Here is a 19730-nt window from a genome sequence, read left to right on the forward strand (position 1 = left end):
TAAGAACGTTACTAACTTTTTTGCTTTTTCGAAGATTTTCCGAAATAAACTTCATTTAGTATTTTTAATGTTAATGATGTGTGGATGTATTATTTGCATATGAATAGGGAATAATACTGCTATCCTAGGAAAAATAGGTGATTGTATGCAAAGCTTAACAAAAGTGTTACTCCCTAGACAATTGTTGCTAATGTTAATCCTTTCGACAGGTTTATTAAACCATGTCATTTTAATTCCTAATTTGCTTTCAGCAGCTGGTAGAGATAGTTGGGTAAGTGTCATCATCACCTATCCCATTTGTATTCTATTCCTTATACTTATTACTTATATTTTAAACAACAGTCCGCAGGATGGATTCTTTTCATTAATAAAGAAGCGGATGGGTAAAACCTTTTCGATATTTCTTTCCATTCCTGTTGTGTTGTATTTATTTTTTAGCACCTATGTAACTTTTCGTGACTTAGTTATCTGGATAAATGCCTATTTTCTTGCTGAATCTTCCTTTTTAATGATTACCGTCCTTTTAATCATTGCATGTTGTATTGTTACCCTAGTAGGTATTAAAAATATGTCGATTACAAGCGGTCTATTATTGCCACTCGTAATTATATTTGGAATATTTATCTCAATTACGAATACCCCTTCTAAAGATCCAAGTTTATTGTTTCCGATTTTTACGGATGGTGTTTCACCTATTATAAAGGGGAGTATATATGTATTATCAGCACTGCTGGAAGTTTATGTCATCGTTTTATTACAACCTTATGTACAGGCACCTATTAAATTCAAACATTTATTTGTACTTATTACGATATTTACCATTCTTATTTTTGGTCCTCTTACTGCTTCATTAATGGAATTCGGCTTAACGGAATCCGTTAATTTTCGTTATCCGGCTTATGAACAATGGCGTATATTAAGAATCGGTGAGTATATTTCCCATTTAGATTTTTTTGCGTTATATCAATGGCTAAGTGGAGCCGTTATTCGCATTGGATTACATATGTATCTCCTATGCACATTTTTCGCAAAAACTCGACATTATCGTTTAAATTACAAACCTGTTCTTGTTCTATATATTGTTCTATTTGCCGTTATGATGATTAAAGTTCAATCCCAACACTTTTTTGAATTTGTATATAAGTACTACTTCCCGATTTGTTTTATATTTTTTACGTTTCAAATACTTTTTTCAGCCTTTTATATTTTTGTAACGAAGAAAAGAGTTGAGCAACATGACAAACACATCAAGTTCCAACAAAATAAATGAAAAAGTACAAAATTTGAAAAATCAATTTAAGTTTAGTCAAGATTTCCTTTATAAAACCCATCAAATTCAGTCTAAAACCTTTGAGTTTATGTTTTTTGAAAGCTTAGTTGATAATCAATATTTGGATAAAAACATTTTACCTAAATTGAGTATCTATGAAGATGATTTAATAAAGGACCGGTTAATTTCCTTGTTTTACGCAGAGGACGTTTCTTTCAAGTCAGAAGAAGAGTTGTCCGATTTGCTTTTTCAAGGAAACATTTTATTTCTAGCCGATAATTGTCTTTTAAGTATGCAAATGGGGGATTTTCCAAAGCGTATTCCAGAAGAATCCGCCCTTGAAACATCTTTAAGGGGTCCAAGGGATGGATTTGTAGAGGATATAAAAACGAATATATCTTTAATTAGAAGAAGGATTCAGTCATCTACTTTATGTCTCGAAAAATATACAATTGGAAAAAGAAGTAAAACAAAGGTAGCGCTCATGTATATGGAAGATATTATTGATCCAAGAGTGCTAAAGGAAATACAAAAGCGGTTAAATCAAGTAGAGCTAGATATTTTAGTAAGTATAAATGAGCTTGAAGATTGTATTAGGGATAGACCAAAGTCGCTTGTTCCTACGTTGTCGTATACAGGTAGACCGGATTTTTTAGTACAAGCATTAAATCAAGGGAGATTTGCCCTTTTAGTGGATGGAAATCCAACCGTTTCTTTCGCGCCGATAGCGATGCTGTTAGAAACGAAGTCGCCAGAAGATTCCTATCTTAACTATTTTTTTGTATCGATGGAAAGGTTATTAAGATCGGTAGGAGCGTTGATTTCCATATTTTTACCAGGAATATGGGTTGCGTTTACTAGTTACAATATCGAACAAATTCCTTATTTATTAGTAGCGACCATTTCAGTTTCCCGTTTAGGAATCCCTTTTGCCACAGGAATCGAAATGTTCCTTATCTTATTTTTATTTGATTTATTTAATGAAGCCGGTGCTCGACTTCCCCGGGCTATTGGTCAAAGTGTAACTGTATTGGGAGGTTTAATAATAGGGGACGCAGCGATTCGGGCAGGTCTTACTTCTCCTACTATGTTAGTTATTGTAGCGATTACTTATATTTGTTCCTTTACAGTCGTCAATCCAGCTTTAAGTACTGCGTTTTCCGTTCTTCGACTAATTATTACGCTGCTAAGTTCAATCTTCGGTCTATTTGGAACAATTTTAGGATTTATTCTTACAATAATATATTTTTCAACCATTACTTCTTTTGGAGTTTCCTATATAAGTTCATTGGCACCATTTAGTTTTAAAGAAGCAATAAAAACTTTTTTAAAACCTCCACGCTCATTTTATAAATCCAGAACAACTATAACTAGTCCTGAAGATGCTACGAGGAGTGGAAAGGAATGAAACGAATGATGCTCTTTTCACTTTTCTTATTCATTGTTGTGTTCTTATCGGGATGTGGCGGTGTGAAAAATATTCAAGACTTAACTTATATTGTCGCCATTGGTATGGATTACGATCAAGAAAAAAATGAATATATTGTTTATCTTCAAGGGTTAAATTTCGCCAATGTCGCAAAACAAGAAGGAGCGAGACCGACTGAAAAGGTACCTATTTTTGTTGGGAGAGCAGAAGGAGAAACGTTGAATTTAGCTATAAGTGAACTATATAACAAAACAGAAAACGATTTGTTTTTAGGGCATGTAAGTGCCCTCGTATTAAGTGATAAAATTGTCACCCATAAATTTAATGAAGTAATAGAAGAAATTAATCGCAACCGTTCCCTTAGTTCTACCCTTCAAATTGTGACAACAGAAGAGGAGATTGAAGATGTTTTAAATGTGGAAGCATTATTTAACTTTCCACCTATTTATACAATCCTGTTTAAAAAATTTGCCTATGAAACTGCAAGAGATGAACTTAAGCCAGTGACATTAATGGAGTTTTTAAAAACTTATTATGAGCCGATGGGGATGGCAAAAATACCTTCCGTAAAACTGGATGATACGAATTGGATGTCTGAAGGAAATTACACAGCCCTTTATTTTAACGGATATTCTGTTTTTCAAAATGAAAAATATGTACAAGAAATTGAATTTAATGATGCACTATTTCTTACTTGGTTAACTGAAGATAAAGTGACGTTAAATTATAAAGTAAAAAATGGTGAGGAGCTTGTAGCAAATGTAGAGTTCTTAGATTCAAAAATGAACATTCATTATGAAAAAGGAACGGACTCTCCACAATTTTCTGTCGAACTTTCCGCCAATGTCGATTTGTTGGAGAAACTAAAAGATATTCCGATTGATGAGGTAATTAAACTGATTGAGGAAGACTTAAAAGAAAAATTTATATCCCTCTATCAAAAGGGGGTGGAAAATCAATTAGATGTACTGAATATAGGTGAAAAATGGTACAGAATACACCCAAAGGCATACAAAAAATTGGAACAATCTTATACCTTTTATTTAAACAATAACTCTTTAAAAAATGTCAAGGTTGATGTAAATATAATCCACTTCAATACTTATAAATATGAAGTGGAAAGGTAAAAAGATTAATAATGACTTTAAAAAAGGGCATGCTTTGATTTTGCAAAGGATGTTCTTTTTTAATGGAGGTCAAAACAATAATTTCTTAAATCCTATTTTCAAATGTTTAAAATGGAAAGTTTTTTTCCATACTTATTTTGGTAATACAATCATTTTTTTATATGAATTGATAATTCTATCCACTTTTCCTTTTGTCGTATTTTCACTAGTTTCAGCGAATTTCTTCTACTATTGTCAGTAAAAAGGAATCTGATAATAAAATGTTGAATTAGCGAACTAAGAGGAGGCGAATTAACAAAATGAACTATGAAATTAACATGCACTTAAATGATATAGCAGTCATCAGGCTATATGGTGAATTAGACCATCACGAAACAGAAAAAATTCGCACGCATATTTCCAAAACGATTTTACAAGGAAATTTGAACACAATTATTTGGAATTTAGAAAGATTGAACTTTATGGATAGTTCCGGAATTGGGCTGATTTTAGGTCGTATGAAGGAACTTAGTGCCGTAAATGGTCAAACGGTTATTTTAAACCCTTCAAATACGATGAAAAAAATCTTTCAATTTTCGGGACTTGCTTCATTCATTATGGAGGGTACAGAAGCAGATGCAATTTTACACGCAAGGGGGATTGTGAATGGATAACGAAATGACACTTTCATTTGTAGCAATTAGTGAGAATGAAAGTTTGGCAAGGATGGCAATTACAAGTTTTATTGCTCAACTTGATCCAACCATTGACGAACTTTCAGAGTTTAAAACAATCGTTTCAGAAGCTGTATCCAATGCGATTATTCATGGATATGACGAAGATGGAAAGGGCATCGTGACTGTTCACGCTGTTCGTGATGGGGATGTTATATCTGTAGCGGTTAAAGATAATGGAAAAGGGATTTTTGATGTGAAGAAAGCAATGGAACCATTGTTTACTTCGAAAGCTGAAATGGAACGTTCTGGCATGGGCTTTACGATTATGGAAAGCTTTGCAGATGACCTTCAAGTTGAATCTGAACCGAATGTTGGAACGGTTGTTACCTTTTCAAAAAAATTTTACTCGGTAAAGATGCCTCAAATCTCTTAAAGTAGCTTTTATTATTGCGAAACTAGTCGTCACGTGAATGGTGTTTAGCACCTAATTGTTTTTAACAATTTGTTTTAACGATCAATTTTATGTGGACGAAAATACGGTCGTATTTGATAGAAGTAAGGGGGATGAGGACAATCGAACAGCCGTCCAATATTTTGTTAACGCAGGAAGAAATGCGCGGTCTAATTGAAAAAGCGCAAGCTGGTGACATTGATGCAAGAAAGCAAATGATTGAGGGCAATACGCGGCTCGTTTGGTCGATTGTTCAACGCTTTGCTTCCCGGGGAGTAGAGCTTGAAGATCTATTTCAAATCGGTTGTATCGGATTGATGAAATCGGTTGATAAATTTGACTTATCCTACGATGTGAAGTTTTCAACCTATGCTGTCCCGATGATTATTGGTGAAATTCAACGTTTTTTAAGGGACGATGGTATGGTAAAAGTGAGTCGTTCCATTCGGGAGTTGAATTATAAAATTCGTCATGCAACAGATGAATTTTTAAAAACCAATGAAAAGCCGCCATCCATCTCAGAGCTTGCTGATATTTTAGGTGTAACAAAGGATGAGGTGCTTGTTGCAACCGATGCAATGCGAGACCCAGCTTCTTTACATGAACAGCTTTTTGAAAGTGAAGGAGATTCCATTACTTTAATGGATCAAATGAAAGATGAGAAGTCTGAACTTCCATTTCAATATATTCCTTTAAAAGAAGTTTTAGCAAAATTGGATAAGCGAGAACAAGCGATTATTTATTTACGCTACTACTTAGATTTGACCCAAACGGATATTGCAGAAAGGTTAGGGATATCACAAGTTCAAGTTTCACGTTTAGAAAAGAAGATTTTAGCACAACTTAAAACGTGGATGGAAACGAATACATCACGAACTACAAAAAAGACGGTGAATAAATGAGTAATCGAGTTTTTGCATCTATAGATGAAGCAAAAGATTATTTGTATAGTCAATTTGGTAAAGATGAATCCTATGATGTCTGTATTAAAGACCTTCATGTAAAAAGTTTGCCGATTTTAATGGTTTATATTAGTGGACTTGTCGACGGAACTGCCACAACAGTTCAGTTGACACCATTATTTTTTGATTATGACGAAGACGAAAAGTTTTCTGAGTTAGATATTGAAATTGAACATGAAGATAAGTATTTTGATGATCATTTTAATTTCTACGGAAAATCAATACCAAAAGATCGGGAAGAATTCATGATTGGTGTTTTAGCAGGACAAGTAGGGATTATTACGTTACATGGTTACGGCTATTTATTGGAGCTTAGAAGCTATCCTGGCCGTCAGCCGGATGAACCGGATAATGAAAAAGTCATTCGTGGTTCCCGAGACGGATTTGCAGAAAATATCATGTTAAACTCTGCTTTAATTCGCAGACGGATTCGCGACCCTCAATTACGGTTTGAGTTGCATAAAATTACCACATTAGGTCATACCGATGTGGCCATCTGTTACATGAAGGATATTGTAAATAAGAAACATTTAAAATGGGTACAGAAAAGGTTAGAGGAAATTAAACACGACGGTCTTACGATGGCGGATAAATCCCTCGAGGAATGGCTGTTTAAACAAAAATTCCATCCTTTACCCTTTGTCCGCTATTCTGAAAGACCGGATATTGTAGCGGCCCATTTATTAGAGGGACATATCGCGATTATTGTTGATACGTCCCCTTCTGTTATTGTTGTGCCGATTTCTTTATTCCACTTATTACAACATGCCGAGGAATATCGACAGGCACCGTTTATCGGATCCTTTACCCGTTTGTTAAGGTATTTAGCGGCATTCTTTAGTTTAACGTTACTACCAATTTGGTATTTACTGGCCACCCATGATCAATATTTACCTGATGCTATTGATTTCATCGGTACGAAGGAAGACTCGTCCGTACCATTATTTTTACAAATTATAATCGCTAACTTAGGGTTGGAATATTTAAGGATTGCGGCTATTCATACTCCAACACCGCTTTCTACGGCAATGGGATTAGTTGCGGGAATTATCATCGGTCAGATTGCGATTGATGTTGGATTATTCTCTGCTGAAATTGTGCTCTATTCCGCCATTACAGCAATCTTTACTTTCACAATTCCAACATATGAATTAAGTAGTGCGGTTAAATATTTTCAATTTGTCATTTTGCTTGGTACGGTTATAGCTGGTCCAAGTGGGTTCTTTATTGGTATTTTCATTGTGTTCTCCTATTTATGTTCTCTCAAGCCGATGACAGTTCCATACATGTGGCCTCTTGTTCCTTTTTTCCCAAAAGCCTTTTTACGTGTATTCATTCGTTTTCCTATGGCTGACGATGCGCTCAGACCATATATTGTGGGAGCGAAGCAAAGAAAACGTATTTAAAATCATCCGTTGCGAAAGAAAATTACCTATGTTAAAGTTCATCTAAGGTAATTTTTAATTGGAGAAGGGTTGACCTTTTCCTATCGAGCGGAGGAGAGACTATGCATCTTTATGGAACACAACAAATTAATGAAAATGGACATTTAACGATAGGTGGAGTGGATTCAGTTGAACTTGCGAAAAAATACGGCACTCCACTTTTCGTTTATGATTTACAACTAATTAGAGACCGTGCCCGCGGATTTATCGAAACATTTAAGAAACTTGGTGTAAAAGCAGAAGTCGCTTATGCTTCGAAAGCTTTTTCATGTATTGCCATTTATCAACTTGCTAAAGAAGAAAACTTATCTTTAGATGTAGTATCTGGTGGAGAACTGTTTACTGCGATCCAAGCAGGTTTCCCTTCAGAACGAATTCATTTCCATGGCAACAATAAATCCTATTCGGAATTGGAATTTGCCTTTGATTCAAAAATAGGCTGTATCGTTGTAGATAACTTTTATGAAATTGAGCTTTTAAAAGAAATTTCTGAAGAAAGAAAACAAAAGATGCGTATTTTATTACGTGTAACCCCTGGAGTTGAAGCTCATACCCATGACTTCATTACGACTGGACAAGCTGATTCAAAATTTGGATTTGATTTAAATAATGGTCAAGCAGATCGTGCCTTTTTAGAAGTGAAAGATCATGAATATCTTGAACTGTTAGGTTTGCACTGTCATATCGGTTCCCAAATTTTTGAGACAGATGGATTCGGCCTAGCTGCTGAAAAGTTAATGAAAAAACAAGGTGAATGGAAAGAACAATATCAATTCGAAAGTACGGTTTTAAATTTAGGTGGAGGATTTGGTATTCGTTATACGGAAGAAGATACTCCTTTAGAGCCCCATGTGTATGTTGAAGGTATGATCAAAACTGTACAAGAATATGCCGCTAAGCTAAAATTAACAATGCCGGAGATTTGGATTGAGCCTGGTCGATCCCTTGTTGGTGACGCTGGTACATCTTTATATACAGTTGGTTCACGAAAAAATGTTCCCAATATTCGTGATTACATCGCTGTGGATGGCGGTATGAGCGATAATATTCGTCCAGCCCTTTATGATGCAAAATATGAAGCGGTTGTTGCCAATAAGGCAAACGAAGAACGATTAAGTACATACACTGTTGCAGGTAAACTTTGTGAATCAGGTGATAAATTAATAGTAGATGCACCTTTGCAACAAGTTGAATCAGGTGATATTTTAGCTGTTTTCTGTACTGGTGCATACGGTTATTCGATGGCGTCAAATTATAATCGTATTCCTAGACCAGCAGTTGTGTTTGTAGAATCGGGTCAACACCAATTGGCTATAAACAGAGAAAGTTATGAAAATATTATTCAAAATGATCTCCCGCTATCTTTAAAAAAGGGTGAATATTGATGAAAATATCGAAATGGTTGCTTTTTGGGATTCTATTAGCAGTATGCCTGATTTGGGCGTTAATTGATCTATTTATTATCCTTCCAAATGCATCTTTAGAATAGTATTGGTTATGACAATTGTAAATTCATGGAAATTTAGTTGATTACTTGTCTTAAATCATGTAGTATATTTAAAGATGTTGTACTGATAGAAAATGAGGGAATGTTATTCATGTTAATACGCTATAAAAAATCTTTTGAAAAAATAGCAATGGGTCTGCTTTCGTTCATGCCTCAAGAAAAGGACGTAAAGCGTTTGATGGAAACAATACATGCTTATGAAGAAGAAGAAAATTGGCATTTGTATTTGTGGAAAAAAGATGAAGAATATATAGGAATTGTAGGAGTGCTCGAAAAAGATTCTGTTGCTATCATTCAACATATTACGGTAGTGCCTTCTTATCGAGGTGAAGGTGTCGCAATTGCCATGTTGAAAGCACTTTTAAAGACAGGGCAATTTAAAGAGTTGAAAGCGAATGAAGAAACACAACCTTTTATAGAAAAATGTTTACCAATAGTAGAAGAGGCGGACGACAACGAGTGACGTCAGCCTCTTCTTCTTGTTTTTACAAATATATTTGCAAAAGCTGTAATTAATCCTCTTTATTAGAATGTTTTTGCGATAAGCCAAGTTTATTGTTCCGAGCTTCAAGAATATCTGTACGATCGCGTAGCATATGTTTATGGAGAAGAAATTCTTTTGAAACATTGGGTAGTTCTTCTATTTTTCTATCCACGATTGAAGCAAACTTAGCATGAGTCAAAGTTAAAGAAAAAGGTTTAAAGGATTCACCATTTTTTATAGCTTCCATACTCATTTCGCAGTTTTTACATAATTCATCGAACTCGATGAAATCGAAAAAGGGCGATGATTGATTGATAGAGAAATTGTTCATAGCCTTTTTTAATATTTTCATAGCACCGATTGTGTTGTTTCGACGCCAATGATACATGCCTGTTGCAAGTTGGACATATCCTACCAATGGATGATTTTTCTTACCAGGTGCAATTTCTTTCCAATATTCTTCAAGAACTTCGTGACATTCAAAATAATCTTGATTGCCATTAAAATATGTACAATAATCTATAAACAATGGATGAAACAGTGGATGCATTACAATCCTCTTTCCTCTATACTAAAATTTGAATTACAATAGTTAAGTATCCATATGATTAAAATTAGGACGAACTATAAAGTTAACGAACAAAATGTCAGGTGGTTGACACATGTATGAAGTAAAATTAGAAGCCTTTACAGGTCCTCTTGACTTATTATTGCATTTAATTCATCGTTTGGAAATTGATATTTATGATATTCCAATGGCTGAGTTAACCGCACAATATATTGACCATATTCATGCGATGAAAGAGCTAGAATTAAATGAAGCAAGTGAGTATCTTGTCATGGCAGCAACATTACTTGCGATTAAAAGTCGTATGCTCCTTCCCATTCACGAAGGTGAAATAGAAGATGCTGAATTTGAAGTTGAAGGACCTGACCCACGGGAAGAGCTCGTAACAAAATTAATAGAATATAAGAAATATAAAGAAGCTGCGAACGAATTAAAGGATTTAGAAGCTGATCGTGCACAAGTTTTCACACGACCACCTAGCGATTTATCAGGATTTCTGCCAGATGAACAGCTTGCACTTTTCGATATGAATGTCAATGTTTATGATATGTTAAGTGCTTTCCAAAAATTGCTACGTCGGAAGCAGCTTAAAAGACCTTTATCTACAAGAGTTGCTAGACAAGAAATATCGGTTAAAGATCAAATGATTGCTGTGATTGATTCGTTAAAGTTAAGCGGGGGTCGATCTTCCTTTTCTGAACTTTTCCCATACGAAGATAAATCAACAATTATTGTAACGTTTTTATCATTATTAGAGCTAATGAAACGCCATGTCGTTTTTGTAGAGCAAGAAAATAACTTCGAAGACTTAACTGTTATTTTACAAAAGGAGGATATTGGCGATGAACTTAAACAATTTGATGAGCAAGATTGAGGCACTTCTTTTTGTAGTGGGCGACGATGGCTTAACTTTAAAGCAGCTATCCCAATTACTAGAAGTCGATGAAATGGAGATTGAGGCCGCTTTAAGTGAGCTAGAAACAAATTATAATGAATCTGAAGAACGAGGAATCACATTAAAAACATTAGCAGGTACATATCAAATAACGACAAAACCTGAGATGGCGGATTGTATAAAAAAACTTGTAGAAAATCCGAATAGCCATGTGTTATCTACGGCATCATTAGAAGTGTTAGCTATTATTGCGTACAAGCAACCCATTACGAGAACGGAAATTGAAGATTTACGTGGAGTGAAAAGTGAACGTCCTATCCAAACGCTCGTTTCCCGTGCATTAATACAAGAAGTCGGAAGGGCAGAAGGAACAGGACGAGCGATACTTTATGGTACGACAAAGGAGTTTTTGAACTATTTCGGTTTGAAAGATATAAAAGAACTTCCTCCATTACTTGAAGGCGATCAAGTGGATGAAAATGAAGAAACAGATTTATTTATGACGAAATTCCAAGAAGCTTTTAGTGAAGAGTAAAGTGAAAAAAGGAGTGGCTTGTTGAAAAAAATTGCAAAAATCTTTTTTGCGTTTCTTTGTTCCATCGTATTTTTTTTCTCGGTTACAACCGCAGCAAATGCTTCGTATGCCGTAATTGATGCAGAAACAGGTAGATTATTGGAAGGCAGTGATGTCCATTCTAGAATGCCTATAGCTAGTTTAACAAAAATTTGGACAGCATTAATAGCTATTGAAAATAGTCAATTAGACGATGAAGTGACCATTTCTCGCCAAGCAGCATTAAGTGAAGGCTCATCGATTTATTTAGAGCCTGGTGAAAAAGTTACGGTGGAAACGTTATTGTATGGCTTAATGTTACGTTCCGGGAATGACGCTGCATACGCCTTAGCAGAACATGCAGGAAGCTCCTTAGAAGGTTTCGTTGATTTAATGAATGAAAAAGCTTATCTATACGGATTAAATGATACGTATTTTACAAACCCTTCTGGTTTACACAATGAATTACATCTTTCATCCGCATATGATACAGCTCAAATGTTACGTATTGCTTTACAGAACGATACATTTAAAAAAATTGCTTCGACGATTAATTATAAAAGTCCAACTAAAAATGGTGTCACTTGGCAAAATAAACATCGCCTTTTACGTCAACAAGTAGATGCCGTAGCAGGAAAAACAGGGTTTACAAAAGTGGCAGGAAGAACGTTGGCAACTTATTTTGAAAAAGATAATAAAAAGGTTATTGTTGTTACGTTAAGCGAGTCAAATGATTGGCAAGTACATACATCACTTGCGAATAAAATATTTTCCAACTATGACTATGTTACAATTGCAGATAAAGGAGAATATCAAGCAACAGAAACAAAAACGGTAGAATTAAGTAAACCGATTAAACTATTAGTTAACAAAGAAGAAGAAAAACAAATTCAAAACGTGTTACACTTATCTAGAAAGCAAGACAACTTTGGAATTTGGCATGTATTTTTAAATAATGAAAGTATTTATTCAACTAGAGTTAATATCAAATAAAGTCGTTCCAATAATGAACAGTACGAATAAAGATGATCATTCTTTAAGGACTGCAATTCGAGCAGTCTTATTTTTTGTGTTTTGGATATAGGGATTTTTAACAGTTTAAAGTATCCATAAACTACATATAGCTTAAGAAAGAAGCAATTTTATATGTTTTTTACATGGCTCCTTTCGAAATAATCAAACAACTTTCGAAATAAGCTATTTTTCTTTAATAATGAAACAGAATATGACATAATTTTCAACAGATTAAATGTGCTGACACGAATGAACGGGGTGGACAAATTGGAAAGATTACAGAAAGTGATTGCGTATGCTGGCGTAGCATCAAGGCGAAAAGCAGAACAATTAATTTTAGAAGGTAAAGTGAAAGTCAATGGAAAAGTTGTCAAGGAGTTAGGGACAAAGGTTTCAAGCTCTGACACAATCGAAGTAAATGGTATCAAACTTGAAAAAGAAGATAAAGTTTACTTTTTGTTATATAAACCAAGAGGCGTAATATCAGCTGTAACAGACGATAAAGGTCGAAAAACGGTGACGGATATTTTCAAAAAGCATGTACATCAACGTATTTTCCCAGTTGGACGTCTTGATTATGATACATCAGGTTTACTTTTATTAACGAATGATGGCGAATTCGCTTACCAAATGACCCATCCAAAGTTTAAAATCGATAAAACCTATGTCGCTCGTGTAAAGGGAGTACCTACCATTGACGGCTTAAAGAAATTACAGCGCGGTATTAAATTAGAAGATGGTAAAACGGCACCCGCAAAAGTAAGTATGACATCCTTTGATGAAAAAGCAGGGAAAGCAATTTGTGAAATTACGATTCACGAAGGGCGCAACCGACAAGTTCGTCGAATGTTTGAAGCGATAGGGACACCAGTTGTCAAATTAAAACGTGAACGGTTTGCATTTTTAGATTTAGCTGGATTAAAACCTGGAGAATATCGGGAATTGTCAAAACATGAGGTAAAATTGCTTCGAGTTTTAGCAGAAACAGGTAAAATTGACTGATATTAGGAAAGAAAGTTTCATAAATCAGTCAAAATCAGAAGATAATGCAAAAATGAAGTTTGCTATAATAAAGAAGATTGTATAGTTTTCTGGGGAGGAACCTGTAAATGGATAAAAAAAGAAAACGTTCTATATATCGCGGTGTTATCCTCGTTGTTCTTTTAGCTGCAATCGTCTATACAGTTTATAGTACAGCAACTAAGGAAAAGGTAGAAGTTTTACAAGTAGGGGACAAAGCGCCAGATTTTGAACTTGTTGATTTATATAATGGCGATTTAAAACATCGACTTTCAGATTATGAAGGAAAAGGAGTCTTCTTAAATTTCTGGGGAACTTGGTGTAAGCCATGTAAGAAAGAGATGCCTGCTATGTCAAATCAATATGCCATTTATAAAGAACAAGGCGTTGAAGTATTAGCAGTAAACATTGCCCAAACTGAATTTGAAGTGAAAAACTTTATTGAAAGTTTAGATGTACACTTTCCAGTTGCAATTGACCCTACGAAGAGTGTAATGACGGCTTATAATGTTGATTTGTTGCCAGCGACTATCTTAATTAATCCAGAAGGTGAAGTTGAGAAAATTATTACTGGTGAAATGAACGAACAACAAATCGCTTCCTATATGGAATCAATTAAGCCAGAACAGGAGTAATTCAAATGGGAAAAATTATTTGTGCTTGCGGTCATGAAAACCCAGAAGGTACTTTGCTTTGTGAAAAGTGTGGCCAACCTTTAACTGAAGAAGGTAAAAAGAGTAAAATTTTAAATATGCGATATGATGGTATCGCAATTCGATCGAAAACGAGAAATAAATCGATTGTCGATAAAATTTGGAATTTCTTTTCAAGTGTAAAAGTAGGGGTAACTTTAATTATTATTAACCTCGTTGCTGCTTCGATTGGAACGATTTTCCCACAAGAATTTTATGTTAGTGTTTCAACGGAGGAGCAAAAGGCTGCATATTATGAAGAAACTTACGGCTCCCTTGGGAAGCTTTATTATGAATTAGGGCTATCCAATGTTTATAGTTCATGGTGGTTCCAAATATTAGTGGGAATGCTGGCGATTTCGATTATTGTTGCCAGTATCGATAGAGGTCTACCATTACATCGCTCTTTAAAAAATCAACGTGTTAAACGACATGTTAGTTTTATGAAGCGACAACGTATCATTGCGGAAGGTCCTGTTACAGAAGGGGATTCATCCAAAACTTTAAATTTAATAGAAGAAAAAATGAAAGCGTTAAAATATAAAGTTCGCCGAGATGGCAATGCGCTTTTAGCTGAACGTGGTCGTTTTGCCCGTTATGGCCCTTACATAAACCATGTTGGTTTGATCATATTCTTGTTTGGTGTGATGCTTCGACTTGTACCTGGTTTTTATGTGGACGAATCGATGTGGATTCGAGAAGGAGAAACTCGGGCAGTTCCAGGAATGGATGGTTACTTTATCGAAAATGAAGATTTCATTTTAGAAATGCACGATAATGAAAAGACAGAAAACCAAGAGTTGCAAGGTGTTAATGTCGTAGCGAAAAACTATCAAACTGATGTGAAATTATATAAACAGTCTGAAGATGCAATTCCGGGTCAAGCTGAAAATTTAGAGTTAGTAGAAGAATACTCCATTCGAGTCAATCATCCTTTACAACATGATGGATTTTCCTTTTATCAAATGGATTTCCGTTTAAATGAACTGAAAACGATGAACTTCGAGCTAACAAATAAGGAAACAGGCGAATCTTTAGGTGCTGTTAGTATCGATCTAACAAATCCTCAAAAAGAATATGTATTGAATGATCAAACAAAAGTAGAATTATTAGGTTTCTATCCTGACTTCTCAGGATTTGAAAATGGAGAACCGCAAACAGCTACACCAACCCCTAATAATCCAGCATTTATATTTAAAATGGTAACACCTGATAAACCAGAAGGGGAAGTAAGCTTTGTAGCGATTCAGCAAACAATTGAACCAAATGGTAATAACACGTATAAAATGGAATTCCAAAGTGTTGAAACTAGAGATATGTCTGGTTTAACTGTACATAAAGATAGTACCATTCCAATTTTAGCAATTGGTGGCGTTATTTTTATGTTAGGTGTAGTCATCGGTTCTTATTGGAATCACCGACGTGTTTGGGTGGAACAATTGGAAGATGGTACAATTCGCCTTGCAGCCCATACAAACAAAAACTGGTTTAGTATAAAGAAAGATTTAAATGCTTTATCAGATTTTGCCCACTTGCCTCCATACATTGATCAAGGAGAAGAGGATAAAGATGGCGAAGGTGAAGGAAAAGAAAAGGAAGGTGACAGCACTTTATGAGTTTAATTGATATAAGTGGAAATCTGTTATTTGTTGCATTTGTTGCTTATTTAGTCGGAACATTTTTCTTCGGTGGAGCGATTAAAAGTTCAAAACCGGATGGTGCAGCAAAACGTGCTGATAAATGGGGCAAATTAGCGATGATCGTAACGATTATCGGATTTTTAGCCCACTTAAGTTACTTTATTACGCGATGGATTTATACAGGACATGCACCTGTAAGTAACATGTTTGAATTTACGACTGCATTTGGTATGTTTATCATTGCTGCTTTCATTCTTATTTACTATATGTATCGTTTAACTGCCCTTGGGCTTATAGCATTACCGATTGCGCTATTAATTATCGGTTATGCGGCTATGTTCCCGAATGATGTGGATCCATTAGTGCCATCTTTACAAAGTCATTGGTTAACGATTCACGTTATTACGGCTGCCCTTGGTCAATCGGTTCTAGCAATTAGTGCAGTTGCAGGATTGTTGTACTTACTAAAAGATACCGATCCTCAAGTGAAATCAAAAGGCCGTTTCTGGTTAGAAGCTGTTCTTTATTTTATGGTTTTAGTAATTGGATTTATTTTAGCAACAGTGATTTTCAAAAGTATTGGTTATGAAGCAGCGTTTACTTATGTGGATAAAGAAGGAGCACAACAAGAAATCACATACAATATGCCAGCTGTTTTCGGAATGAATGAATACGTACTATTAACGGATGACGTGATGGAACCGTTTGTTGAAACAGCGCCAGTTATTAATGCGCAAAAATTAACAACTGTATTTTGGTCATTTGTGTTCGGTTCAATTCTTTATATTTTAATCCGATTAATTACTCGTCGAAGTATTTTAAGTATGCTTCATCCATTAGTTAAAAAAGTAAATTTAAATTTATTAGATGAAATTGGTTATCGTTCTGTATTAATTGGTTTCCCTATATTCAGTTTAGGTGCCCTTGTATTTGCCATGATTTGGGCGCAAGAAGCGTGGGGCCGTTTCTGGGGATGGGATCCAAAAGAAGTATGGGCGCTTATCACATGGTTATTCTATGCGGCATACTTACATTTACGTTTATCTAAAGGTTGGGAAGGTAAAAAATCCGCATGGCTTGCATGTATCGGCTTTGCCATCATTCTTTTCAACTTAATAGTTGTAAACTTAGTAATTGCAGGTTTACATTCTTACGCTTAAGAGTAAGTTAATGGATGAAAGTTCTTCTCATTAATGGGAAGAACTTTCTTTATAGAATTTAGTTTTTCAAATAATCATACAATTTTTCTCTAATCTATTTTCAAAAATCTTTCAAAACGACATAACTGTGGAAGTTTTGTTATATCTCCTTTAAATTTTTAATATGAAAATGTACAATAGTAAAGAGAAAGAATGAGAGGGGTAAAACCTATGTCTGAAAATATTTCTGTATTAGTAGTAGATGATGAAGACCGTATTCGACGTTTATTAAAAATGTATTTAGAACGTGAAGGGTATGAAGTAGATGAAGCTGAAAATGGTGAAATCGCCCTTACAATGGCTTTAGAGAAAGACTATCATTGTATACTATTGGACATTATGATGCCTGAAAAAGATGGACTACAAGTATGTTCAGAATTACGAGAAAAGAAAACAACACCTATCATATTATTAACTGCTAAAGGTGAAGAAGCTAACAGAGTACAAGGTTTCGAACTAGGTGCAGATGATTATATTGTAAAACCATTTAGTCCTCGTGAAGTTGTATTACGTGTTAAAGCAATTTTACGTCGTTCAGCTGTGTTTTCACCCGTTTCAAGTCCGTCTACTTCAAAGGATCTAGTGGTTTTCCCACATTTAACTATCGATCATGATGCACATCGTGTTACTGCCGATGGTACGGAAGTAAACTTAACGCCAAAAGAATACGAGCTGTTATATTTTTTAGCTAAATCTCCAGATAAAGTATTTGACCGAGAACAATTATTAAAAGAAGTTTGGCATTACGATTTCTTTGGTGATTTACGAACAGTCGATACCCATGTAAAACGTTTACGCGAAAAACTAAATCGAGTATCGGAGAATGCAGCGAAGATGATTGTAACGGTTTGGGGCGTAGGTTATAAATTTGAGGTAATCAATGATTAAAATATGGAGAAGTATTGTCGGGAAGCTATGGATTACCATATTGCTTCTCGTTTCATTTGTATTGTTCGTATTTACGGTTTTAATGTTGGAGTTTTTAGAAGATTATCATCGTGAACAAGCAGAAAAATCTTTAAGCCAAACAGCCTCTACGATTGCTAGTATCGTTGATAATTATGATTTAGAGCAGTTAACAGATGAAATTATCGAAGAAATGTTAACGGAGGATACCAATGCTTTCCTTGCTTCAAATGAAAGAAAAGTCGTTTCATCCTTTCAAACAGCAACAAACGAAGAAGTAATTCAAAATAGTATTATAAAAAACAAAGCCTTCGATAAAATTTATGAATCGGATAAACCAATTATCGATGAAATGATTTTACCTTCTCAAACGGATGAAGAGAAAATGGAAACTTATGTTGTATTAAGTTATCCATTAAAAAGTGATGATGAAGTTCACGGGGCAATTTTCATCTATCAAAATCCAAAGGCATTGCATGAAACATCCCAGGAAACGACGAAAATCGTTTTCCTTTCAGCTTTTATTGCCTTTGTTTTAACAACGTTTTTTGCCTTCTTCCTATCTTCCCGTATTACATGGCCATTACGTAAAATGCGTGAACACGCCTTTGAATTGGCAAAAGGGAGATTTGATGAAACGTTGCCTACTACTCAAAATGATGAAATTGGCCAATTAGCCGTTGCTTTTAATCAAATGGGTAGACAATTAAAGCATCATTTAGAAGTGATTAACCAGGAGAAAGAACAGTTAGCAAGTGTTTTAACTTCAATGACCGATAGTGTGATTACATTTAACCGGGATCGTACGATATTATTAAGTAACCCTCCTGCTGATAAATTACTTCAAAAATGGTTTATAGGGAAAAAAGGGCAAAATGACAGTCCTATTCCTAAGGAAATTTTTGAAATGCTAGATCATGTATTAAATTTTGAAGATAAGCTAGAAGAAGACCTTGAAATAGGTGGTTCCTACTATCGAATTACGATTAGTCCATTAAAAAATAGTGAACTATCCATTCGTGGGGCCATTGCGGTCATTCGCGATATGACCGAACAATCCCGTCTTGAAAAATTACGTTCCGATTTTATTGCGAATGTGTCCCATGAACTTCGAACACCTATTGCGATGTTGCAAGGGTATTCTGAAGCGTTATTAGATGATGTAGTGTCCAACGAAGAAGAACGGAGTGAAATGACTCGCATCATTTATGATGAATCTCAGCGAATGGGACGTTTAGTTAATGACTTGTTAGATTTAGCTCGCATGGAATCGGGATATACAAATTTATTTAAAGACGAAGTTCCGATTGTGCATGCTATTGAAAGAATTACGCAAAAATTTACCCAGGTTGCAAAGGAAAGGAAAGTTCATCTTCAATTTAAGACAGAGTTGTCTGAGGATGTTCAAATAAGTATGGATGAAGATCGAATTGAACAGGTGTTAACGAATTTAATTGATAATGCGATTCGACATACTTCCGAACAGGGAAGTGTAACGGTTTCCTTAACGCAAGAATTATCCTATGCAAAAATCCAAGTTTCGGATACTGGAGAGGGAATTCCACAAGACGATCTACCTTATGTTTTTGAACGTTTTTATAAAGCGGACAAAGCTCGAACACGTTCTAAAGGGGGAACAGGGTTAGGTCTTGCCATTGCGAAAAACATCGTCGAAGCCCATAAAGGGAATATTCATGTAGATAGTGTAGTTGGAGAAGGAACTACTTTCACCTTCTTTTTACCATTATAAGAAAAGTGATAAGGCTAGAAACGTCAATGTTTCTAGCCTTTTTTATATTGGAAGAACGACATTAAATAGCCCCTTTTTCCAATTGTTAAAAAACATCATTATTTAGAAGTTTTTTCGGAAATAATATTCATAAGATAAAGAGATATCGTAGAAAACCAAATT

The 19730-nt window shown here is 35.0% G+C and carries 19 protein-coding genes; 18 read left to right on the top strand and 1 reads right to left on the bottom strand.

All coding sequences use genetic code 11. The annotated features are described in order from the left end of the window. Positions 1 to 145 precede the first annotated feature (145 nt). The 9 genes from MHH69_RS06725 to MHH69_RS06765 all read left to right on the top strand — a co-directional run bounded on the left by MHH69_RS06725 (position 146) and on the right by MHH69_RS06765 (position 9310). Positions 146 to 1270: a GerAB/ArcD/ProY family transporter gene (locus MHH69_RS06725; protein WP_341361975.1), complete on the top strand. Its 1125-nt coding sequence runs from the start codon at positions 146 to 148 to the stop codon at positions 1268 to 1270. Further along, entirely contained in the window at positions 1236 to 2678 is a 1443-nt protein-coding gene (locus MHH69_RS06730; protein ID WP_341361976.1) for a spore germination protein, read from the top strand. Before MHH69_RS06725 ends, MHH69_RS06730 begins: the two co-directional genes overlap by 35 nt. Beyond that, entirely contained in the window at positions 2675 to 3826 is a 1152-nt protein-coding gene (locus MHH69_RS06735) for a Ger(x)C family spore germination protein (protein ID WP_341361977.1), read from the top strand. Before MHH69_RS06730 ends, MHH69_RS06735 begins: the two co-directional genes overlap by 4 nt. A gap of 299 nt (positions 3827 to 4125) precedes the next feature. Further along, entirely contained in the window at positions 4126 to 4479 is a 354-nt protein-coding gene (locus tag MHH69_RS06740) for an STAS domain-containing protein (RefSeq protein WP_341361978.1), read from the top strand. Next, entirely contained in the window at positions 4472 to 4915 is a 444-nt protein-coding gene (gene spoIIAB / locus MHH69_RS06745) for an anti-sigma F factor (RefSeq protein WP_122972865.1), read from the top strand. The genes MHH69_RS06740 and spoIIAB overlap by 8 nt, the downstream gene beginning before the upstream one ends. A 131-nt stretch (positions 4916 to 5046) precedes the next feature. Beyond that, positions 5047 to 5835, top strand: coding sequence for a SigF/SigG family RNA polymerase sporulation sigma factor (locus MHH69_RS06750; RefSeq protein ID WP_122972866.1), 789 nt, complete (start codon positions 5047 to 5049; stop codon positions 5833 to 5835). Continuing rightward, positions 5832 to 7301 carry a spore germination protein gene (locus MHH69_RS06755; RefSeq protein WP_341361979.1) on the top strand — a complete coding sequence of 490 codons (1470 nt, stop codon included), beginning with the start codon at positions 5832 to 5834 and terminating at the stop codon, positions 7299 to 7301. Before MHH69_RS06750 ends, MHH69_RS06755 begins: the two co-directional genes overlap by 4 nt. A gap of 101 nt (positions 7302 to 7402) precedes the next feature. Then, positions 7403 to 8725 (top strand): diaminopimelate decarboxylase, encoded by a 1323-nt coding sequence (gene lysA / locus MHH69_RS06760; protein WP_341361980.1) that lies wholly within the window; start codon positions 7403 to 7405, stop codon positions 8723 to 8725. Positions 8726 to 8938: 213 nt separating this feature from the next. Then, positions 8939 to 9310, top strand: coding sequence for a GNAT family N-acetyltransferase (locus MHH69_RS06765; protein WP_122972869.1), 372 nt, complete (start codon positions 8939 to 8941; stop codon positions 9308 to 9310). Between the two features lie 49 nt (positions 9311 to 9359). Here the strand turns inward: MHH69_RS06765 and MHH69_RS06770 are convergent, their stop codons facing one another. Further along, positions 9360 to 9881 (bottom strand): DUF309 domain-containing protein, encoded by a 522-nt coding sequence (locus MHH69_RS06770; protein WP_122972870.1) that lies wholly within the window; start codon positions 9879 to 9881, stop codon positions 9360 to 9362. A 112-nt stretch (positions 9882 to 9993) separates the two neighbouring features. On the opposite strand from MHH69_RS06770, the gene MHH69_RS06775 reads away from it, so the two are divergent. The 9 genes from MHH69_RS06775 (at position 9994) to MHH69_RS06815 (ending at position 19568) form a co-directional block, all read left to right on the top strand. Next, positions 9994 to 10773 (top strand): segregation/condensation protein A, encoded by a 780-nt coding sequence (locus tag MHH69_RS06775; protein ID WP_122972871.1) that lies wholly within the window; start codon positions 9994 to 9996, stop codon positions 10771 to 10773. Next, positions 10742 to 11329: an SMC-Scp complex subunit ScpB gene (gene scpB / locus MHH69_RS06780; RefSeq protein WP_341361981.1), complete on the top strand. Its 588-nt coding sequence runs from the start codon at positions 10742 to 10744 to the stop codon at positions 11327 to 11329. The genes MHH69_RS06775 and scpB overlap by 32 nt, the downstream gene beginning before the upstream one ends. A 30-nt stretch (positions 11330 to 11359) precedes the next feature. Beyond that, positions 11360 to 12340, top strand: coding sequence for a D-alanyl-D-alanine carboxypeptidase family protein (locus tag MHH69_RS06785; protein WP_406927334.1), 981 nt, complete (start codon positions 11360 to 11362; stop codon positions 12338 to 12340). Between the two features lie 288 nt (positions 12341 to 12628). Then, on the top strand, positions 12629 to 13363 hold the full coding sequence (locus MHH69_RS06790) for a pseudouridine synthase (RefSeq protein WP_122972873.1): 735 nt from the start codon (positions 12629 to 12631) through the stop codon (positions 13361 to 13363). A gap of 107 nt (positions 13364 to 13470) precedes the next feature. Then, positions 13471 to 14016 (top strand): thiol-disulfide oxidoreductase ResA, encoded by a 546-nt coding sequence (gene resA / locus MHH69_RS06795; protein WP_341361982.1) that lies wholly within the window; start codon positions 13471 to 13473, stop codon positions 14014 to 14016. Between the two features lie 5 nt (positions 14017 to 14021). Next, positions 14022 to 15689: a cytochrome c biogenesis protein ResB gene (locus tag MHH69_RS06800; protein ID WP_122972875.1), complete on the top strand. Its 1668-nt coding sequence runs from the start codon at positions 14022 to 14024 to the stop codon at positions 15687 to 15689. Further along, on the top strand, positions 15686 to 16873 hold the full coding sequence (ccsB, locus tag MHH69_RS06805) for a c-type cytochrome biogenesis protein CcsB (RefSeq protein WP_122972876.1): 1188 nt from the start codon (positions 15686 to 15688) through the stop codon (positions 16871 to 16873). Before MHH69_RS06800 ends, ccsB begins: the two co-directional genes overlap by 4 nt. 210 nt (positions 16874 to 17083) lie before the next feature. Beyond that, entirely contained in the window at positions 17084 to 17800 is a 717-nt protein-coding gene (locus MHH69_RS06810) for a response regulator transcription factor (protein WP_122972877.1), read from the top strand. Further along, positions 17793 to 19568 (top strand): ATP-binding protein, encoded by a 1776-nt coding sequence (locus MHH69_RS06815; protein ID WP_341361983.1) that lies wholly within the window; start codon positions 17793 to 17795, stop codon positions 19566 to 19568. Before MHH69_RS06810 ends, MHH69_RS06815 begins: the two co-directional genes overlap by 8 nt. Positions 19569 to 19730 lie beyond the last annotated feature (162 nt).

The organism is Ureibacillus sp. FSL E2-3493, from assembly GCF_038077515.1.
Classification (GTDB): Bacteria; Bacillota; Bacilli; order Bacillales_A; family Planococcaceae; genus Ureibacillus; species Ureibacillus halotolerans.

Coding starts and splice junctions, on each gene's coding strand:
- lysA (WP_341361980.1), top strand. CDS start 7,403: ATGCATCTTTATGGAACACAACAAATTAATGAAAATGGACATTTAACG.
- MHH69_RS06765 (WP_122972869.1), top strand. CDS start 8,939: ATGTTAATACGCTATAAAAAATCTTTTGAAAAAATAGCAATGGGTCTG.
- MHH69_RS06730 (WP_341361976.1), top strand. CDS start 1,236: ATGACAAACACATCAAGTTCCAACAAAATAAATGAAAAAGTACAAAAT.
- scpB (WP_341361981.1), top strand. CDS start 10,742: ATGAACTTAAACAATTTGATGAGCAAGATTGAGGCACTTCTTTTTGTA.
- ccsB (WP_122972876.1), top strand. CDS start 15,686: ATGAGTTTAATTGATATAAGTGGAAATCTGTTATTTGTTGCATTTGTT.
- MHH69_RS06755 (WP_341361979.1), top strand. CDS start 5,832: ATGAGTAATCGAGTTTTTGCATCTATAGATGAAGCAAAAGATTATTTG.
- MHH69_RS06775 (WP_122972871.1), top strand. CDS start 9,994: ATGTATGAAGTAAAATTAGAAGCCTTTACAGGTCCTCTTGACTTATTA.
- MHH69_RS06750 (WP_122972866.1), top strand. CDS start 5,047: ATGAGGACAATCGAACAGCCGTCCAATATTTTGTTAACGCAGGAAGAA.
- spoIIAB (WP_122972865.1), top strand. CDS start 4,472: ATGGATAACGAAATGACACTTTCATTTGTAGCAATTAGTGAGAATGAA.
- MHH69_RS06725 (WP_341361975.1), top strand. CDS start 146: ATGCAAAGCTTAACAAAAGTGTTACTCCCTAGACAATTGTTGCTAATG.
- MHH69_RS06735 (WP_341361977.1), top strand. CDS start 2,675: ATGAAACGAATGATGCTCTTTTCACTTTTCTTATTCATTGTTGTGTTC.
- MHH69_RS06810 (WP_122972877.1), top strand. CDS start 17,084: ATGTCTGAAAATATTTCTGTATTAGTAGTAGATGATGAAGACCGTATT.
- MHH69_RS06800 (WP_122972875.1), top strand. CDS start 14,022: ATGGGAAAAATTATTTGTGCTTGCGGTCATGAAAACCCAGAAGGTACT.
- MHH69_RS06740 (WP_341361978.1), top strand. CDS start 4,126: ATGAACTATGAAATTAACATGCACTTAAATGATATAGCAGTCATCAGG.
- MHH69_RS06770 (WP_122972870.1), bottom strand. CDS start 9,881: ATGCATCCACTGTTTCATCCATTGTTTATAGATTATTGTACATATTTT.
- MHH69_RS06815 (WP_341361983.1), top strand. CDS start 17,793: ATGATTAAAATATGGAGAAGTATTGTCGGGAAGCTATGGATTACCATA.
- resA (WP_341361982.1), top strand. CDS start 13,471: ATGGATAAAAAAAGAAAACGTTCTATATATCGCGGTGTTATCCTCGTT.